Consider the following 17,850-nt stretch of genomic DNA (forward strand, 5'->3'; position numbering starts at 1 on the left):
GTCACGTGAAGACCCAGTACAAATGGGCGATCGCAGCGTCGTCGGTTCTGCTCATCGGGTTCGTCTCGGTGCAGCAGACCGGCGCGCTGTGGCGCGATACCGCAGAATCGACCGGCGGCACTATTCAGGCAGGCATGCTCGATATCTCTGCCGGCGGTGAAGGGGTCAAGCAGTTCAACCTCGATGGGTTCAAGTTGGACAACAAGGGCCCGGGCGACAGCATTCAGATGCCTTTGCCGGTGATCAACTCCGGCAACGTGCAGATGAACTACGTGCTTTCCGATGTTGTACTCAACGGCGCCACCCCACCGCCGCTGAGCCTGCGCGTGGCCAAGGTAGCCAACGAGGCGGCCTGCACCGCCACTGGTGACGTGGGCACTGAGCTCTACAACGGTGCCATGGACGGCGCCGGCTTCGCTCAGCCCCAACTTGTCCCGGCCGGTCAGGTGCAGGTGTTGTGCCTGCGGGCCACACTGGGCCAGGGCGCGGCAGCGAGCCAACAGTCCAACGCGACGTTCACGTTCGACGCAAGCTCAGTGAGCCAGTCATGACCGTCACCGCGAGAAGCCGGCGCGCGGGCGAACGTGCCGAGTATCGACCCCGGCACGGCGCACACGTGGAAAAGTCTGAGCAGCAACATGATCCCGAACAAGACGCAGGCGAGAAGACCACCCTCTGGTGGTGGACTCGCACCATCGTCTCGTGGGTGCTGTTGCTGTTGATGATCGGCGTTCTCGCGGTGATGGTCGTTATCCCTCGACTTACCGGCTCCACTGCGTACACGGTTCTCACCGGCTCGATGGAACCGACCATGCCCCCTGGCACGCTCATCGTGGTCAAGCCGACCCCCAACGAGGATCTGACCACCGGGGACGTGATCACGTTCCAGCCCGTCTCCGGCGATCCAGCGGTGGTCACCCACCGCATCGAGGGCATTTACTACACCGGGGAAGGGGAGCGTCGCATCCACACTCGCGGCGACAACAACCCCGTCGCCGACTCGTGGTCGCTGGTGCCCGAGCAGATCCGTGGTCGTGTCATCTACTCGGTGCCGTATCTGGGCCGGGTGAACTCGGTGATCAACGGGCAATCGCGTTCGATTCTCACCACAGGCGTTGCTGCCGGCCTGGCTGTGTATGCGGTGTGGATGGTCGTCAGCGGCATCCGCGACAAGCGGGGCAAGGCCGATGACGACGAAAGTGGCACCGACCCGAATCTTTCCGGCCCTGAACTCGGCGCGCCGGTATTGCCCGCCGATCCATCGGCACCAAACTCCGAATCGAAATAGGACAGCAGAATGTCTACAGAACAGAAATCGGGCGGCGGCGCGCGTCTCGGGGCGCGGATGCGAAGCCGACTGGGCGAGACCGGTTGGATACGTACTCGGGCCGTGCTCTCACTCGGCATGGTCCTGGGCCTCGGAGCGGTCGGCACGATGGCGGCGTGGTCCGACAGCGCTACCGCGACCACCGGCATGTTCAGCACTTCGTCGGTTCAGCTGAAAGTCGACAACCAGCGGCCCGCACACCAATTCACCGAACTCAAGCGCAACAGCATGCTGCCAGGCCAGAGTGAAGCCGGGGCGTTGACGGTTCAGAACACCGGAACAGCCAACTTCCAGTGGGCAGTATCGGCAACGGCCACCGGCTCGTCCGCGTTGATCGGGAAGCTCAAGGTTTCCCTGCATCAGACCGGCGCCAATGACGGCAGTACCTGTTCAGGACCGATCATCGGGACACAGCAAGCGTTCTCCGGCAACCCGACACTCGTCTCCGGCAGATCACTCGCTGCCGGTGTTTCGGAGCAGGTGTGCATCAAGGTGACCGTCGATTCCACCGCGGGTCAGACGGAGCAGTTCAAGATCGCCGACCTCGGCTTCAACTTCACCGCAACGGGGCAGTGATCATCGAGATGGACAGCACCGATGAGGAGGTGACGGTGGGACGCAGTCGTGGCAAGGAAATTGCCTTGAATGTGGCTGCAGTCGCTGGGCTCATCTGCATCATCGCGACTCTTGCGTCCCTGATATTCGGAATCAAGCCGCTGGTGTTTCGCTCCGGTTCGATGGAGCCTGCGATATCCACCGGCGCGCTGGCGTTGGCGAAGACCGTGCCTGCAACCGAACTCGCCGTCGGCGATGTGATCAGCGTCGACAACGACCAAGGCGTGCGCATCACCCACCGCGTGGTCGAACTCGAACCGGCCGGCGCAGACACCGTGCTCGCCACGCTCAAGGGGGATGCCAACAATGTGGCCGATCGGTTGCCGTACACCATCACCGAGGCAGACCGCGTGTTCACCAGTGCCGGTGGACTCGGCTATGTCGTTGCGTGGCTTTCCAGCCCGCTCGCAACTTTCCTCGGCGGCGGATTGGTAGGCGCGGTGCTGGTCATCGCATTTGGACGAACTAAAGACCGGCGTCTGGAGAATGCCCGCGCCGCCACTACAAATGACGCCCGCGTCGATGCTGACGAAACCTGCGGGGAGCTTCAGGAGGCTCATAATGATTGAAATGCGTCGGGCTAGGACCCGCATGAAGCCGCTGCGGTCGTTGATCGCCATCGGCGGCGCTGCTGCAATGGCTTTCGGCCTGGCTCAGGCCACCGGGACGATGGCCAACCCAACTGACGCGGTCAATTCGACTGGCGCACAGGTGGCGACGGGCAACTTCTATCCGACGCCGCTCACCTCGTCCGTAACCTGCACGACAAACCCTGACCGTTGGTACGACTTGACGGCTAATCGGGCAGAGATCACCTGGGCTGAAGTCCCAGGTGCGACAGGCTATGTGGTCGAGCTTGTGGATCGTGGTAGTGGTGTGGTCCGACAAGGACCTTTCCCGAAGGCCGCGAATGATCGCAAGATCAGCGGTATCACAGCTGTCAGTCCACGAGGTGACGGGCTCTATGCCCGGGTGTACACGGTCAATGGCCCGGCGAGATCGTCTGGCTATACCGTTTCGAACAAGGGGATGTCCCATAAAGACGTAGTTTCCAACCGTACAGAGTGCGAAGGTAGTACCGGAACAAACAAGGCCAACCAAGCCTGGGAGAACGTCTCCACCTGGAATCCGACGACACCGGCACCCAACGGGGCGAATCCTCTGAGCAGGATGCAGGCCGAAGCGATGGTGCCGAGCGAACCGGATGCCGTCGAGTCGGAATCGACCACCACGCAAGCTCCGTCAACGAGCGAGACCGTCGATCCGACAACCTCTACCGAGCCGACCAGCACAACCGAGGCCACGACCACGACGGCACCGAGCACGACAACTCCGGCACCGACCACCCCGGAAACTACGTCGCCGGAGATCACTCCCTCGGCTGATCCGAAGCCGGTTCTCACGGACACAGTCGAGAGCGGCGGCCTCACCGGCGGCTGGACCGCGGGTGGGAACAAGGTTGCGGTCGTCGACGCCGACGGCAACGAACTCGCCAGTGGCCGTGTCGAATCGGGCTCCACTTTGCACTGGTACAACGGCCAGTTGTGGATTGTCGGGGCAACCGAGGTCTTCCGCATCATGGAGTCGCCGCAGGACGGCACGTGGAAGTTCTACAAGGACAGCGGGCAGAACATGCCTGACTTCGGGTAGCAGTTGATCACGAGCCCTCTCGATTGTGCCCCCGAGTCTCCAGGACTCGGGGGCACAGTCGTAGATCCGCTTGTCTGACGGTGTCCGGCAAACAGGTAACCGGTCGGTCGCCGGCTGGTGAGGTTTCGGCGACCCGGGGACGGGATAAAGCAACAGTGACTGGCAACGACGTGTAGAGATACCTGAATCGCTCGCAGTGGATTCGCAATTCTTCAGGTCTCGAGTTATGTAACTGCAAAGTAAGTTTGGTATCGGCAATCGATCGGGGCGATTGCCGATCTGAGTACGGGGATCGATATGCGGTTAAACCTGGGGGCCGTAGTTCGGCGACGCCGTTGGGCGCGCGGCGTAGTGGTAGCAACGACGGCATGTGCGCTGACGATGTCCGCGTTGCTGTCGGTACAGACATCAGCGTCGGCGTCCGAGCTGGACGAGTACGTGAATTTGCCTTTGGTGAATCGGAATGCCGAATACGGTCCGGGCGGTGTGCATCCGGCGTTGCCGACGGATCTTGGCATCCTGCAGGCTCTTGTCGAGGAAGCTCGCGCCAGTGGTCGCACTCCGAAATCCTATGCGGCCTTGCTGTTTCAGTATCGATTGGTCGTTGCCACGCAAGCTGCCGGGATCGACTTGGCGTCGTGGAACCCGCGCACCGGGGTGTCGGCCAATCGCTCGAATCTCGTGAAATCGTATCGCTTCTACGAGGATCTGCAGCTCGGTCACCCGGAATTGCAGTGGGCGGGCATGGGTGGACAGGTCGGCGCGGATTTCGGCGGGGGATTGATCGACTTCGAGTTGATGGCAGACGTTTACTCGTTGCCCAATCTGCAGCAGCTCGCCAATGCGATAGTCTCTCAGGTCACTGATCGGGTGGGTAAGCAAGCGCTGGAACAACTCCCGGAAGGGTTGCGGGCACTCGCATCGGTGGGGCGGACCGTCACCGCTGACGATTTGGATTTTGCGCTGGGGATGATTCTGGTGATGCAGAAGAACATCTTTTCGGATCTGATGCCGATGCATCAGGCGTACGTGGATGAAGGACTTCCCGCGCTGGAGGAAATGCAGCGCGCGGGATTGTTCGGCCACGACGTCATGGACGCCTGGCGCGATGTCGCGTCCGGCGATCCGGATCGAATTGCACAGGGGAACGCGGCGCTGCTCCAGCGAGAGCAAGGGGTGATCATCCACGACCAGTGGGATCGCGTGCGCGCGTACAAAGGTGATGTGGGAGAGGCGATCACCTATGCATCGACGGTTGCCGGCTCACCTTCGGTTGCCGGCGTGGTCCCGCCTCGCTCGTTTCGGCCCCTCGAGTTCACGACGACACTCGCCGACGGACGCACCGCGAACGTCACGATGCCACTGCCGGATTGGAACTGGTCGGTGTACGAGGACCGTTGGGACTACATCACCTCACAGCTCTTGCCGAAGTACCGAGCGATGGTCGAAGAAGATTGGCCACGGCTCGTAGCCACATTGAGCGTTCCCTACGAAATTCAATTGGAGAGCCACCGCCCGATGATGACCCTCCCACAAACTCTCGAATCGGCCCTCTCCAGTTTGAAAGTGACGGTTCAGTGATGTCGGCGGCCACGTTCCGAAGGTTTGCGCCTTTGGCAGCGCTGACCGTTGCGCTGGTTCTGCCTGCAACTGCGGGGGCCGAGGTGCCGGGCAGTGGCGTTCCAGAAGACGCTCAAACTCCTGTCTCCCAAGAGCTTCGGACCGACACCCCAACTCTGGGAGAGATATTCAACGGGTTCACAGTCGGTGCTCTCAGTTCGGGGGAGTTCGCATCCGACGACGAGATCTTTACCGCACTCACCGCCGATGATCCGTTTTACGACGAGCCGGAGTTGAACGGCGACGAGCGTCCCGGTGACCTCCTGAAGTCGAAGAAGGTGGATGTACTGTTCACCGGATACAAACCGGGACAGCTCGATGCCTACAAGATCATGTACGTCACAACCGGAATCGACGGTTCGACGCCGGTAGTGAGCACTGGAATCATGATGATCCCGATCGACGGAACGCCGGCGTCGGAGAAGAAGATCATCAGCTATCAGGAGGCCAACGACAGCGTCGGCGGCTACTGTCATCCGAGTTCGCACTGGACTGGCGGCGATCCGCTCGACGGCGCGTCCTGGTCTGCCTTGGGTCCGCTGGCACTGATGTTCGGAAAAGGTTATGCAGTAGTGATTTCCGACGTCGGTAACAACGGAGACCGCGACCCCCACGGTGTCTTCGCGGGTAGGTTTGCCGGGCACGCCCAGTTGGATGCGGTGCGCGCAGCATTTCAGGTGCAGGCTTCCGAATTGAATCCCGATACGGAGATTGCGTTGTTCGGAATCGCCGGTGGTGGAGTCGGCTCTGCATTTGCCGCCGAATCTGCGCCGTCTTACGCCCCGGAGCTCGAGATCGTCTCGACAGTCCTCGAAGGAATGGTGATCAAGCCCCGAACATTCATGGAGACAACAGATTCCTCTGTCGGCGCCGGTTTCGGATTTGCGACGCTTCTCGGCCTCGAACCCTGGTACCCCGAGATGAAATTGAACGACAAGCTCAATCCCGTGGGCAGAGCGATCGCCGACGCGTACCGGGGTGAGTGCCAGATGCCGGCGTACTTCACGCTTCCGTTCGTACCGCTGGCAAGCCTTTTCGAGCCGGGAATCGATCCGATCACAGAACTTAGCTTCCAGCGCGCGTACGACGACAACGTATTAGGTCACGGTGCTCCGGCGTCGAAGGTATTGATAGCTTCATGTGCAAAGGACGACTCCCCGATGTCACTTGTACCGGCAGCCGATGCGCGTGAACTGGCGGACACGTACAGGAGTAGAGGGACGGACGTGAGCTATCAGCCCACCGACTGCAGTATGGATCGCGCATTCGCAGATCCCTACGGCTGGGGAACTGATCTGTTCGGAATGCAGACAGTCGACTGGATAGCGCATAACTTCGACAAGTGAGCGAATCACCCGGCCAACAGTTTGTTGATCGGCGCGAGATCGAAATAGTCACGCCATGCAACAATTTTCGAGTCCGCGATCTCGAAGATCCCCATGACCGGCAGGACTACGTGTTTGTCGCCGAGGTCGAAACGATCGGTCCGTTCGTTGAGTACAGTCGAACCGTTGGCGGACTGGTGATGAATCGTGAACTCGATCCCACCGAAGGCCGAAATGAACCCTTCCAGGAACTTCAGGATCTCGGTGCGTCCGACGATCGGGTCCATCGGAATATTATGGTAGACAGCATCTTCACCGAAGTACGACGCGATCGTCTCGGCACTACCGTTCTTCCACTCGGCGCAGAAAGCAGTGACCAGTTCTTCGGGACTCATGGTGTGACCTCTCGGTGTGGTGAGACGTTCAGATGCAAACTCTGATGGCGGCGCACGAACATGCTGGGGACCCAACGGGGTGGGGATTGGGAATCGACTGAGACGTGTGAACTGTTCTCGAGAAGGACTGCGATTGCGGTCTTAGCTTCCAGGCGAGCCAGCGCGGCCCCAACACAGAAATGTGCACCTTTGCCGAAGGCGAAATGCGCTCGGAGATTGGCCCTGTCGAGGTTCATCACCTGTGGCTCGGCGAACGACTCCGGGTCGCGGTTCGCCGAGCCCCACAGCAGTATGAGATGACTTCCGGCGGGTAGCGCCACTCCGCCGAGTGTTGTGTCCGCATTGACATGTCGGTGGTGTCCGCGAAAAGGCGACTCGAGTCTGAGCGTCTCCTCCAGGAACGCGCCCAGGAGCATCGGGTCCTCGCGCAATTGGATCTGGATCTCAGGGCGCTCGGCGAGTAGCCGTGCAGAGTTGGCGATCAGTCCGGCGGTTGATTCGCCACCCGCACCGACGAGTTGCACCAGCATCAGCACGGCCACGTCTTCGCTGAGTTCGCCTGCGTCACAGCAGTGAACGAGGTCTCCGAGTAGATCGTCGACCGGGTTTGTCCGCGCCTCACGAAACTTGCCGTAGAGGTACCCGGTGAGTTCGGCAGCCGAGGTGACGACGTCTGTCAACCGTTCCGCCGTCACGATGCCGCTGAGAAGTTCGGTGCTGTCGTACGACCACTCCAGCAATTGGGGGACGTCGTGTGCCGGCAGGCCGATCAGTGTGGCAACCATCTGCAGCGGCAGTGTGTCCGCTACCGACGTGACCCATTCGATCTGTCGACCGTCGAAGCCGTTGTCCCACAACTGCTGCGTGTACTCGAGCATCGTCGGCTCGAGTGCTCGTATGCGTTTGGCGACCAGTGTCGGCAGCACAAGTTTGCGCTGGTGCTGATGGTCGGGCTCGTCGGCAGTCGCGAGAACGTGAACAGCTTGCCCGCCGCTGTCCATATCGAAGGTCAGGGCCGAACCGTCCGGTGTACGGACCAGCACGCCGGTGAGGTTGGAGGAGAAGTCCTCCGTACGGGAAACGGCCTCGGTGACCAGTTCCCACGTCGACACCAGATAGAAGTCGGTATCGGGAATTCGGTACACGGGGTGCTCGCGCCGGAGTACGTCGTAGAGCGGGTACGGGTCGTCGATGTTCGACGGGAGGAAGGGATTGATGTCGAGCGTCGATGGTGTCACGAAGGGAAGATTTCACGCCCCGGAAGGAGAAGTCAACAGGTAGAAAATGCCTCTGAACTGGCATTTTGAGAAAATCTCACGCACATTCTGACTTCCCTGCTTCTCCCAGGTCAAAGGCTCCCCGCCTTCCGGAACGTAGAGATTTCTGATTGAATCTGTCTCAGAGTGAGACGAGGTGACGGAGAGTGACCGGTGCGAACGAGCGCCACGCCGCCGATTGGCTGGCCGGCGGTAATCGTCGTGAACTCGCTACCGAGCGCATCTTCGCGGCTGCAGCAGAGCTGATTCGAGAACACGGATTCGATCGGTTCAATGCCGACGACGTCGCTTCGCGCGCAGGCTGTTCGCGGGCAACGCTCTACCGCTACGTGGGTGGCAAGTCCGCGATTCGCGAAGGGCTGTTGTCCCGAGGTGCGGCTTCCGTGGCGAGGCAGGTTGCGGCTGCCGTCGAATCATTGCACGGCGACGAGCGGATCGTGGAGTCGATTCTCGTCGCCGTCGACGCGATACGATCCGACGCTGCCATGAGCCACGGCCTTGCGGCAGCGCGGGCCAACGGGATCGACGAGTATCTCGTGTCTTCGCCGCTGCTGCCGCGTACTGCACTGGAACTTGCCGGATTGGATCCCGAAGGGCAGAAGTCGCAGTGGGTGGTTCGGATCGTGTTGATGCTGTTGGCATGGCCTCTCGCAGACGAGACCGACGAACGACGGATGGTCGAGTCGTTCGTCAGCTCCTGAGACTCCGGTGTCAGCGAGCGCCCACGGGCCTGTCGCCGACGATCGATATTCGATCCATCACTCTGCGAGCGGGAAAGTAGTCGCTGGCCGCGTAGTGCTGACAAGTTCGGTTGTCCCAGAACGCAATCGTATTCTTCCGCCATTTGAGGCGTACTTGGAACTCGGGACGATGTACGTGTCGGTAGAGCAGAGTGAGTAGCTCGTTGGACTCGGCTTCGGATACCCCGACGATCCTCTGAGTGAAGCTGAGATTGACGAAGAGGACCTTCCGCCCGGTCTCGGGGATCACCCGCACCACAGGATGTCGAACCGCAGGGAACTGTGGACGCAACTTCGCCACCGTCGACGGATCCATGTGCTTGCCGAACGAATTGATCCAATCATGCTCGGCAACAAGCCGATCAATGCGTTCTTTGATGTCCTGCGGGAGTAGTTCGTACGCCGCTCCGGTATCGGCCCACAAGGTATCGCCGCCGACCGGAGGAACCTCGACCGCACGCAGGACCGCTGCGAACGAGGGGAACTCGTGCCAACTGACGTCGTTGTGCCAGTTGTTCTCCACGCCGCCGGTCATCGCATCTTTGGCGAGAGTGACGATGTCGGCTTCGCTCTGGCCTGGTTGGGTGTACTTGAAAAATGGATGCTGTTCCAGTGAGCCCCATCGACTCGCGAAATCTCGGTGTTCGCTGCGGTCGATAGTTTGATCGCGGAAGAAGAGTACTTTCCATTCGAGTAGCGCTCGGCGAAGTTCCGACATCGTCTCGTCCGAGAGTTGCCCGCTCAGTTGGATTCCCGAGATTTCTGCACCGATGGTAGGCGTCGTCGGAGTGAGTGTGAAACGTGTGTAGGGCAACACGTCGAATCCCTCCGCGGTGCGCGACGCCACGAGTGGCCCGTAAGCAGCGAGTGGATCGGTTGCTACCGGGTAGATCTGTCCGTTCACGAATGCCGTCATGTCCGTCATCCTTACTCGTTCGGTTGGAGTCCTTCGCTACGGTAAGGCGTAATCCTTAACCGTGTCAAGAGCGGGGGAGTCGCTTGTTTGCATTATTGTCAATTAACTTTATGATCTGAAATATATGGTCTACGACATACCGGCGAGATCTAAGCGCTGATCCGCTGAACACTAAACCTGAGGAGTGGGCGAGCATGGAAGCATGTGTCGAGTACACCGAACTATTCATCGGCGGCGAATGGGTTACACCATCCGACAGCGGCGTCATCGAGGTGATATCGCCGCATACGGAGAGCGTGATCGGTTCGGTCCCAGCGGCGTCGACGGCAGATGTCGACCGCGCAGTGGAGATCGCGAGAGCGGCATGTGATTCCGGACAGTGGGCACAGACACCCCTTGCTGATCGCATCGCGGTCGTCACCCGCATCAAGGACGCGATTCTCGCCAGGAGTGAGGAATTCGCAGCGCTGATCTCGCGGCAGAACGGTGCTCCGTCCAGTTCGGCGATGCGCACGCAGGTGTTGGGAGCCGTTGCGGCATACGGCGCGGCGTGTGCCGTTGCGGCGCAGTTTCCGTTCGAAGAGTCGCGTGAGGGCGTCGGCGGCCCGATGTTGATCCGTCACGAACCCGTGGGTGTCGTGGCAGCAATAGTTCCGTGGAACGTGCCACAGTTGGTGATCGCTGCGAAACTTGCACCGGCACTTCTGAGCGGATGTGCGGTGATCTTGAAACCGGCTCCGGAGACGCCGCTCGATTCGAACTTGCTGGCCGAGATCTGTTCACAGGCAGGACTTCCGAAGGGAGTGCTCAGCGTCTTGCCTGCCGACCGGGACGTGAGCGCACATCTGGTGTCCCACCCCGGAATCGACAAGGTGGCCTTCACCGGTTCGGTGGCAGCAGGTAAGGCGATCATGGCTGCTGCGGCCGCCAATCTCACACGAGTGACACTCGAACTCGGTGGCAAGTCGGCTGCGATAGTCCTCGAAGACGCAGATATCGATCGGGCGCTGCCCAACATTCTGGCCGGATCCTTTGCCAACAGTGGTCAAGCCTGCGTCGCGTTGACGCGTATTCTGTTGCCAGTCAGCAGATATGACGAGATCGCAGAGAAGTGTGCTGCTGCGGTCGCCGCGATGAAAGTTGGCGATCCGACCGATCCGGCGACTGTGATCGGCCCGATGACCAGTGCGGCGCAGCAGCAACGAGTGCTCGACTACGTCGAAATCGGTGAGGCAGAGGGTGCGAAGATATTGACGGGAGGGTCTGTTCCGGAGGGGCTTTCGACAGGCTGGTACGTCGAACCCACGGTCTTCGGCAACGTCGACAACTCCATGCGGATTGCTCGCGAGGAAATCTTCGGGCCGGTCGTCTGCCTGATCGCGTTCGAGGACGAAGCTCACGCGATCGCGATTGCCAACGATTCCGACCTCGGACTCTCGGGAGCGGTGTGGACCGCGGACACTGCTCGCGGCATCGAGGTGGCACGGCAGATTCGGACCGGTACCTTCTCGGTCAACTGCCAACGATTCGACGTCGTTGGTCCCTTCGGCGGTTACAAGAATTCGGGAGTGGGGCGCGAATTCGGCCCGGAAGGTCTGGCGGCGTACCTCGAAGCCAAGAGCATCTTCCTCCCTGCTTGATCAGGTGAAATCACAAAGATTCAGCCCCACTTCGATTGACGAGGTGGGGCTGAATCAGCTCGTGTCCGATGCCAATGTCCTTGACTGGCGTCAGATTCCGATGTCCTTGGCGATGATCGTCTTCATCACTTCACTCGAACCCGCATAGATTCGGTTGACCCGTGTGTCCGCATACAGACGAGAGATCGGGTACTCGCGCATGTAACCGTATCCACCGTGTAGTTGCAGGCATTTGTCGATGACGCGGCCGGCAGTCTCGGTGCAGAAGAGCTTGATCCTCGCCGCATCCGCGACGGTCAGCTCACGGATCTCGTCCAGATCGAGTGCGCGGTCGACCGCAGCTTGCGCGGCCGCAACCTCTGCCGAGCATTCTGCCAAGACGAATTTCGTGTTCTGGAACTGAGCCACAGGCGTGCCGAAGACCTCGCGCTCCTTGACGTAGGCGGTCGTGAACTCGATTGCTGCGCTTGCATTCGCGTACGACCCCACCGCGGCGCCGAGTCGCTCCCGGACGAGATTTCGGGTGAGGTAGCCGAACCCCGCACCCTCGTCGCCCAGGAGGTTCTCGATCGGCACGCGGACATCTGTGAACGACAGTTCTGCGGTGTCCTGCGCTCGTAGCCCCAGCTTCTCGAGCTTGCGGCCGACACTGAAGCCTTCCGACGTGGTGTCGACGCAGAGTATCGACAGACCAGCACGTCGGTCTGCATCGCTTGCCGGACTGGTGCGGGCGACCACGAGAATCAAGTCGGCCTGCACTCCGCCGGTGATGAACGTCTTGGATCCGTTGAGGATGTAGTGGCTGCCGTCGGCGGACAGTCTCGCCGTTGTCTTGATCCCGGCAAGGTCGGAACCGGCGCCCGGTTCCGTCATCGCGATGGCGGTCATCAGTTCACCGGAGAGGAATCCGGGAAGCCACCGCGCTTTCTGTTCGTCGTTGCCGTACTCGACCAGATAGGGCAGGACGAGGCACGTGTGGACGACGTCGGCGCCGAAAGTGACCCCTGCCCGTGCGGTCTCCTCACGGATCACGGCCTGATACTTGAAGCTCGTCTCGCCGCCGCCGCCATACTTCTCCGGTAGCTCGATTCCGAATATTCCGAGGTCACCCAACTGTCGATACAGTGACCGGGGAACCATGCCGGCTTCCTCCCATTCCGGGAAGTGTGGGACGACCTCACGGGCGATGAACGTCCGAATCATGTGACGGAACGTATCGTGATCGCTGTTGTAGACGGTTCGTTGCACGTGATTCTCCTTGGGCTCGGTACCCTGAAGCCAGGTGTCCGGTTCTGAGGTGAGGTAAGGTTCTCTAACCAGATGTTGAGAGAAAATTGCGGAATGAGCTGTTGTTTTCCGACAATAAGTGAATAATAACTCATAGATGTGTGTTTGACGATGCAACTTTGGTTGTTCGAGATTTCCAGTTGTCGCGAAGGAGAGAGTCACGATGGTCGTACGTCGGCCCCACGACCGCAAACAGCAGATTCTTGCTGCTGCAGGCGAACTTTTCCGTGAGCACGGCTATCACAACGTGTCCGTTGCACAGGTGGCTGCGGCAGTCGGAATCACGGCGCCTGCCCTGTATCGGCACTTCAAGAACAAGCCGGATCTTCTCTACGCAGCGGTCAACGCGGGCATCGAGTCGCTCTACGACCGGGTCGCCGGGTCCGAGGATCTGAAATCGATGATCGCCGAGCTTGCGGCGTCGGTATCTCGTCGTCGAGGTTTGTCGCTCTTGTGGCAACGCGAAGCTCGCTACCTGCCCGACGAGCAACGGGAGGAAATGCGCGCGACGCTCAAGAGCGCTGCGGCCCGCGATGCTGCGCTGATCCGAACGGAACGCCCCGAACTCGACGAGGAAGACAGCTATCTGCTCGCCTGGGCTCTCATCGCTGTCTTCAACAGCGTGTCCTCGCATCGAGTGTCCCTGCCGAGACGTCAGATGGAACTCCTGTTGGCAGAGTTGGCGGAGCGGGCGGTGCACACGGAGCTCGGCCACTCCGAGGCGAAGGTGGACACGCCGACCGGTCACGTTCCGGTCGCGATGCCGAGGCGTGAACTCTTGTTGACCGAAGCCATTCGTCTGTTCGACGAGCGTGGGTATCAGGCGGTCAACACCGAGGACATCGGTGAGGCCGCCGGAACTACGGGCCCCAATGTGTACAACCACTTCGATGCCAAGATCGACCTGCTGATTGCGGCGGTCTCGAGGGGTGGTGAGCGGCGGCGGATCGGTGTCGCGCAGGCGCTCGCTGCGGCAACCGGGCCGGAGGACGCGTTAGCGGGATTGCTTGCGGCACATATCGATTTCGCAATCAACGAGCGTCATCTGATCGGTTTGTTGATCAGTGAGCTCGACCAATTGCCGGACAAGTTCCGCCGCACGTGTGAACAGAATCAGCGTGAGTACGTCGCGTTGTGGGTCAAGATGCTCGACGACGTTCGTCCGGGACTTGAACCCGCGACGGCCAGAATCACCGTCAATGCTGCTCTGACGGTTGTGGAGAACGCCGTGCGTATCGGCCGACTACGTCGTCGTGACGACCTGCCTGAGCGTCTGTTCGAGATCGGCTCCGCCGTCTTGCTGGCCAGGTAGTCGCGCGATCAGCCGGGTGCTGTTGGCAGACAGCCATATTCAAGATGGTATACATTTTTGTATACGTTGCAATGAACCCAGTCGATGAATCAACTGATCGGAGACGTCCATGCGTTTCGACGCAACAGAACTGACGATCGAGGAACTCGAACTTCAGGCCGAAGTACGGGAATACCTCGACAAGCGGCTCACCCCCGGTAGCTATCCACTTGGACTCGGGATGTCGGGGGCGGTGGATCCGGTGTTCTCGCGAGATCTCGGTAGCCGTGGGTGGCTCGGCATGTCGCTGCCGAAGGAATACGGCGGGGGCGGACGGTCAGCAGTGGATCGATTGGTCGTCGTGGAAGAACTTCTCGCGCGGGGAGCACCGGTCGGGTATCACTGGATCGGAGACAGGCAGTCTGGTCCGAGCATCGCCGCCAACGGCACGGAGGAACAGAAGCGGTACTTCCTTCCCGGTATCGCCGGCGGTGAGTTCTCGTTCTCGATCGGGATGAGTGAGCCCGACTCGGGTTCGGACCTGGCATCGGTACGCACTCGCGCCGAACGTGTCGATGGTGGCTGGAAAGTCAACGGCACCAAGATCTGGACCACCGGCGCCTTCCACGCCACACACATACTCGCCCTGCTCCGAACCTCGGCGGACAAGCACAACGGACTCACTCAGCTGATCGTCGATCGTGACAGCGACGGCCTGTCCGTCTCACCCATTCCATTCATCGACGGTAGTGAGGACTTCTGCGAGGTGTCGTTCCAGGACGTTTTCGTGCCGGATTCGCGTCGCCTCGGCGACGTCGGAGCGGGCTGGGGACAAAACACCGGTGAACTGGCACTCGAGCGAGGTGGCGTCGACCGTTGGATGTCGCTGATGCCGGTCCTCGAGAACTGGGCAGCCAACCAAGCAGCGCAGGGCGGGCCGGCTGCCCTTGCCGATCTGGGCTCGATTGCTGCACGCTGCTGGGCTTTTCGCGGAATGTCGCTGTCCATTGCACGGATGGTCGACGCCGGCCGCTCGCCGGTCACGGAGGCGGCGCTGATCAAGGAGATGGCCACACGCTTCGAACAGGACTGTGTTGCGACCGTCGCGCGGCACCTCGGCCGGGCACCAGATCTTGCATCCGACGATCCGTACGAGTCACTGCTCGCCCGGGCCGTGCTGGTGGCGCCGTCGTGGTCGATTCGCGGCGGTACCAACGAAATTCTCCGCACTGTGATCGTGAAAGGGTTGAACCGATGAATTCGAGGTCAGAGATCAACGCGTACACATTCGACGCCGACCTCGAAGCGATGGTCGAGCAATTCTTCTCCGAGAAGTCCGGCACCGAGGTGGTAGCGCAGGCGGAGATCGACGGCCTGCCCACCGGATTGTGGTATGCGGCAGTGGAACTGGGGTTGCCGCAGGTCGGTCTTCCCGAATCTGCTGGTGGTTCCGGTGGCTCGCTCCTCGACGCCGTGACTGTCCAGCGCGCGGCGGCCAAGCACGCTGCGCCGTTGCCGCTCGCCGAGACCTACCTGGCGGGCAGGCTGGCAGCCGCGGCCGGGCTACCGGTGCCCTCCGGAATCGCAACCGTCGCACCGGGTTCACAGCGCGACGATGCGCGTCGGATCGGCGACGGTCTCGTATCCGGAACGTTTCACGATGTGCCGTGGGGGAGCGCCGCGTCAGTGCTGGCGGCAGTTCTCGGTGATCGAGTCGTACTCCTGAACATCTCCGACGCCGAGATCGGTTCCGGAACGGATCTTGCGGGGCAACCGCGTGAGAGTCTGACGTTCTCCGAAGCGCGTACCGTTGACGGTGAAAACCCGGTTGATCCCCGAATTCTCGGTAGACTCGGCGCATTCTTGCGTTCGGTGCAGATGGCGGGAGCCATGGAGGCGGTGTCGACGTTGACTCGGCGCTACGTGTCGGAGCGGGTGCAGTTCGGCAAGCCCGTCGCGCAATTTCAAGCCGTCCAGCAGCACGTCGTCACTCTCGCGCAGATGGCATCGATGTCGACGCTGGCTGTGGATCGCACTGCGCGTGCGCTCACCAGCCGTGACGCCGACTTCGAAGTGTACGCAACCAAATTGGTGATTTCGCAGAATGCGCTAGCGACCGTGCGCGCCGCCCACCAGGCGCACGGTGCGATCGGCATGACCCGCGAGTACCGCTTGCAACAACTCACCCGTCGACTGCATGCCTGGAGATCGGAGTTCGGCGACGAAATCGCACTGGCGACGCAGCTCGGAACTGCCGTCGCGGCGACGCCCTCCTTGCCCCGCTTGATCACCGACCCGCAACCGACCTTGGAGCTGAAATCATGACCGACGCCGTACACGTGGAAATCGACGGACACGTAGGAACCATCGAGTTCTCACGCCCGCCTGCCAATTACTTCGACCAGGCACTCTTGCAGCAAATCGCCGATGCAGCAGCTGATCTCGTCGAGGGTGGAGACATTCGAGCGATCGTCCTCGCCTCGGCGGGCAAACACTTCTGCGCCGGCGCGAACTTCGGTGAGGGCGGACTTGGGCCCGATCGTGCCGACACGGTACGCGCGATCTACACCGAGGCGTTGCGGTTGTTCGAGATTCCGGTTCCCGTGATTGCGGCAGTGCAGGGATCCGCGGTGGGCGGCGGGCTCGGCCTCGCCTGCGCGGCGGACTTTCGCGTTGCCGGGCCGTCGACACGGTTGCACGCGAACTTCGCTGCGTTGGGGTTCCATCAGGGATTCGGGCTCAGCGTCACCTTGCCTCGAATCGTCTCGGCACAATGCGCAGCCGATCTGCTGTACACGGCGCGGCGGTTGACGGGCACACAGGCGCACGAACGCGGCTTGGTGGACCGTCTGGCCGAAGATTCGAACATTCGGCAGGAGACGCTCGCGTATGCACACGAAATTGCCTCGAGTGCACCGTTGGCCGTCCGCTCCATGAAGGCGACGTTGCGCGCGGGGCTACGGGACGAGGTCGCCACTGTCCTCGAGCGCGAGTTGGCGGAGCAGGTAGTTCTGTGGGGGACCGAGGACTGCGTCGCCGGCATCGAGGCCAATCTTGCACGAGTGCAACCGCAGTTCAACGCGAGGTGAGGTCGGCGCGACCACTATCGTGTCCACTGTGAAGGAACCAACCGGTGCACAACGCTGCCTGCAACAGATCAGGCAGATGATCGTCTCGGGCGAGCTGCTGCCTGGACAGAAAGTCCACCAAAGCGAGCTCGCCGAGCGGTTGAACGTCAGCCGAATTCCGGTCCGTGAGGCACTGTCGACCTTGCAGGCAGAGGGCGTCCTCGAACACAAGTCGAACACCGGGTACACCGTCACCAGATTCAGCAGTGAAGATCTTTCCGAGCTCTACTTGATGCGACGTCTGCTCGAAACGGAGATCCTGGCGTCGATCGATCTCGGTGGCGTCGACGTCGCCGAGTTGGAACGAATTCAGGAGCAGGTCGACCAGGCCGAACCGAGCGAGGAGGGCCCCGAGTTTCAGGAAGCCAACCGTCAGTTCCACTTCCGCTTGTTCTCGTACTCGCCCCTGAAGCGTGTGCTGCAGGAAGTGGATCGGCTCTGGTACATGTCGGACTTCTATCGTGCCCTGTACATCCACGAACCGTCGTCGCGTCGGAAGGTTTCCGAGGACCACGGCCGGATTCTCCAGGCCGTTCGCGATCAGGATTCGGCCGAACTGATCCGGGCCAGCGACGAACACCGATCTGCTACCGAAGATCTGGTCGTGCGAAGGCTCGGCGGTGGTCGACCTCGCTGAGC

At 61.0% G+C, this 17,850-nt stretch carries 18 protein-coding genes; 14 read left to right on the top strand and 4 right to left on the bottom strand.

Annotated features, from left to right (window positions below; all coding sequences use genetic code 11):
- The first annotated feature begins 5 nt into the window (after positions 1-5).
- The 7 genes from G8767_RS01920 to G8767_RS01950 all read left to right on the top strand — a co-directional run bounded on the left by G8767_RS01920 (position 6) and on the right by G8767_RS01950 (position 6,558).
- The gene (locus G8767_RS01920; RefSeq protein WP_020909026.1) at positions 6-551 is read left to right on the top strand and encodes a hypothetical protein; all 546 of its coding nucleotides are present in this window, start codon (positions 6-8) and stop codon (positions 549-551) included.
- A complete protein-coding gene (locus G8767_RS01925) occupies positions 548-1,288 on the top strand; it encodes a signal peptidase I (RefSeq protein ID WP_166809184.1) in 741 nt (246 codons plus the stop codon). The genes G8767_RS01920 and G8767_RS01925 overlap by 4 nt, the downstream gene beginning before the upstream one ends.
- Positions 1,289-1,297: 9 nt before the next feature.
- Positions 1,298-1,903: a SipW-dependent-type signal peptide-containing protein gene (locus G8767_RS01930; RefSeq protein ID WP_166809185.1), complete on the top strand. Its 606-nt coding sequence runs from the start codon at positions 1,298-1,300 to the stop codon at positions 1,901-1,903.
- A gap of 8 nt (positions 1,904-1,911) precedes the next feature.
- Positions 1,912-2,511: a signal peptidase I gene (locus G8767_RS01935; protein ID WP_166809186.1), complete on the top strand. Its 600-nt coding sequence runs from the start codon at positions 1,912-1,914 to the stop codon at positions 2,509-2,511.
- 22 nt (positions 2,512-2,533) lie between these two features.
- The gene (locus tag G8767_RS01940) at positions 2,534-3,592 is read left to right on the top strand and encodes a hypothetical protein (RefSeq protein WP_166809187.1); all 1,059 of its coding nucleotides are present in this window, start codon (positions 2,534-2,536) and stop codon (positions 3,590-3,592) included.
- A gap of 297 nt (positions 3,593-3,889) precedes the next feature.
- Complete coding sequence (locus tag G8767_RS01945) at positions 3,890-5,173, top strand: hypothetical protein (RefSeq protein ID WP_166809188.1); 1,284 nt, start codon at positions 3,890-3,892, stop codon at positions 5,171-5,173.
- A complete protein-coding gene (locus G8767_RS01950; RefSeq protein WP_166809189.1) occupies positions 5,170-6,558 on the top strand; it encodes a lipase family protein in 1,389 nt (462 codons plus the stop codon). The genes G8767_RS01945 and G8767_RS01950 overlap by 4 nt, the downstream gene beginning before the upstream one ends.
- 5 nt (positions 6,559-6,563) lie before the next feature.
- On the opposite strand, the gene G8767_RS01955 is transcribed toward G8767_RS01950, so the two are convergent.
- Together G8767_RS01955 and G8767_RS01960 are read right to left on the bottom strand one after the other, a co-directional pair.
- Positions 6,564-6,932, bottom strand: a complete 369-nt coding sequence (locus G8767_RS01955; RefSeq protein WP_124567746.1) for a limonene-1,2-epoxide hydrolase family protein — start codon at positions 6,930-6,932, stop codon at positions 6,564-6,566.
- The gene (locus tag G8767_RS01960; RefSeq protein WP_124567745.1) at positions 6,929-8,170 is read right to left on the bottom strand and encodes a cytochrome P450; all 1,242 of its coding nucleotides are present in this window, start codon (positions 8,168-8,170) and stop codon (positions 6,929-6,931) included. The genes G8767_RS01955 and G8767_RS01960 overlap by 4 nt, the downstream gene beginning before the upstream one ends.
- 185 nt (positions 8,171-8,355) lie before the next feature.
- On the opposite strand from G8767_RS01960, the gene G8767_RS01965 reads away from it, so the two are divergent.
- Entirely contained in the window at positions 8,356-8,910 is a 555-nt protein-coding gene (locus G8767_RS01965; RefSeq protein WP_095968594.1) for a helix-turn-helix domain-containing protein, read from the top strand.
- A gap of 10 nt (positions 8,911-8,920) precedes the next feature.
- Here the strand turns inward: G8767_RS01965 and G8767_RS01970 are convergent, their stop codons facing one another.
- The gene (locus G8767_RS01970; protein WP_095968595.1) at positions 8,921-9,874 is read right to left on the bottom strand and encodes a TauD/TfdA family dioxygenase; all 954 of its coding nucleotides are present in this window, start codon (positions 9,872-9,874) and stop codon (positions 8,921-8,923) included.
- A gap of 185 nt (positions 9,875-10,059) precedes the next feature.
- On the opposite strand from G8767_RS01970, the gene G8767_RS01975 reads away from it, so the two are divergent.
- Entirely contained in the window at positions 10,060-11,505 is a 1,446-nt protein-coding gene (locus G8767_RS01975) for an aldehyde dehydrogenase (RefSeq protein WP_095968596.1), read from the top strand.
- A gap of 90 nt (positions 11,506-11,595) precedes the next feature.
- Here G8767_RS01975 and G8767_RS01980 read toward each other — a convergent pair whose 3' ends face one another.
- The gene (locus tag G8767_RS01980; RefSeq protein ID WP_166809190.1) at positions 11,596-12,753 is read right to left on the bottom strand and encodes an acyl-CoA dehydrogenase family protein; all 1,158 of its coding nucleotides are present in this window, start codon (positions 12,751-12,753) and stop codon (positions 11,596-11,598) included.
- 202 nt (positions 12,754-12,955) lie between these two features.
- Between G8767_RS01980 and G8767_RS01985 the strand changes: the two genes are divergently transcribed.
- The 5 genes from G8767_RS01985 to G8767_RS02005 all read left to right on the top strand — a co-directional run bounded on the left by G8767_RS01985 (position 12,956) and on the right by G8767_RS02005 (position 17,848).
- The gene (locus G8767_RS01985) at positions 12,956-14,104 is read left to right on the top strand and encodes a TetR/AcrR family transcriptional regulator (protein ID WP_124567742.1); all 1,149 of its coding nucleotides are present in this window, start codon (positions 12,956-12,958) and stop codon (positions 14,102-14,104) included.
- 109 nt (positions 14,105-14,213) lie between these two features.
- Positions 14,214-15,341, top strand: a complete 1,128-nt coding sequence (locus tag G8767_RS01990) for an acyl-CoA dehydrogenase family protein (RefSeq protein ID WP_166809191.1) — start codon at positions 14,214-14,216, stop codon at positions 15,339-15,341.
- On the top strand, positions 15,338-16,408 hold the full coding sequence (locus tag G8767_RS01995; RefSeq protein ID WP_166809192.1) for an acyl-CoA dehydrogenase: 1,071 nt from the start codon (positions 15,338-15,340) through the stop codon (positions 16,406-16,408). The genes G8767_RS01990 and G8767_RS01995 overlap by 4 nt, the downstream gene beginning before the upstream one ends.
- Positions 16,405-17,172, top strand: coding sequence for an enoyl-CoA hydratase/isomerase family protein (locus G8767_RS02000; RefSeq protein ID WP_166809193.1), 768 nt, complete (start codon positions 16,405-16,407; stop codon positions 17,170-17,172). The genes G8767_RS01995 and G8767_RS02000 overlap by 4 nt, the downstream gene beginning before the upstream one ends.
- Positions 17,173-17,200: 28 nt before the next feature.
- Positions 17,201-17,848 (top strand): GntR family transcriptional regulator, encoded by a 648-nt coding sequence (locus G8767_RS02005; protein WP_095968864.1) that lies wholly within the window; start codon positions 17,201-17,203, stop codon positions 17,846-17,848.
- The last annotated feature ends 2 nt before the right edge of the window (positions 17,849-17,850 follow it).

Source organism: Rhodococcus sp. IC4_135 (genome assembly GCF_011602025.1).
Lineage (GTDB): Bacteria > Actinomycetota > Actinomycetes > Mycobacteriales > Mycobacteriaceae > Rhodococcus_F > Rhodococcus_F baikonurensis.

Bases quoted from the DNA above. Each gene is read 5' to 3' on its own strand.
- G8767_RS01935 (WP_166809186.1), top strand. From the start codon at position 1,912: ATGGACAGCACCGATGAGGAGGTGACGGTGGGACGCAGTCGTGGCAAG.
- G8767_RS01925 (WP_166809184.1), top strand. From the start codon at position 548: ATGACCGTCACCGCGAGAAGCCGGCGCGCGGGCGAACGTGCCGAGTAT.
- G8767_RS02000 (WP_166809193.1), top strand. From the start codon at position 16,405: ATGACCGACGCCGTACACGTGGAAATCGACGGACACGTAGGAACCATC.
- G8767_RS01930 (WP_166809185.1), top strand. From the start codon at position 1,298: ATGTCTACAGAACAGAAATCGGGCGGCGGCGCGCGTCTCGGGGCGCGG.
- G8767_RS01995 (WP_166809192.1), top strand. From the start codon at position 15,338: ATGAATTCGAGGTCAGAGATCAACGCGTACACATTCGACGCCGACCTC.
- G8767_RS01985 (WP_124567742.1), top strand. From the start codon at position 12,956: ATGGTCGTACGTCGGCCCCACGACCGCAAACAGCAGATTCTTGCTGCT.
- G8767_RS01990 (WP_166809191.1), top strand. From the start codon at position 14,214: ATGCGTTTCGACGCAACAGAACTGACGATCGAGGAACTCGAACTTCAG.
- G8767_RS01945 (WP_166809188.1), top strand. From the start codon at position 3,890: ATGCGGTTAAACCTGGGGGCCGTAGTTCGGCGACGCCGTTGGGCGCGC.
- G8767_RS01940 (WP_166809187.1), top strand. From the start codon at position 2,534: ATGAAGCCGCTGCGGTCGTTGATCGCCATCGGCGGCGCTGCTGCAATG.
- G8767_RS01975 (WP_095968596.1), top strand. From the start codon at position 10,060: ATGGAAGCATGTGTCGAGTACACCGAACTATTCATCGGCGGCGAATGG.
- G8767_RS01955 (WP_124567746.1), bottom strand. From the start codon at position 6,932: ATGAGTCCCGAAGAACTGGTCACTGCTTTCTGCGCCGAGTGGAAGAAC.
- G8767_RS01970 (WP_095968595.1), bottom strand. From the start codon at position 9,874: ATGACGGACATGACGGCATTCGTGAACGGACAGATCTACCCGGTAGCA.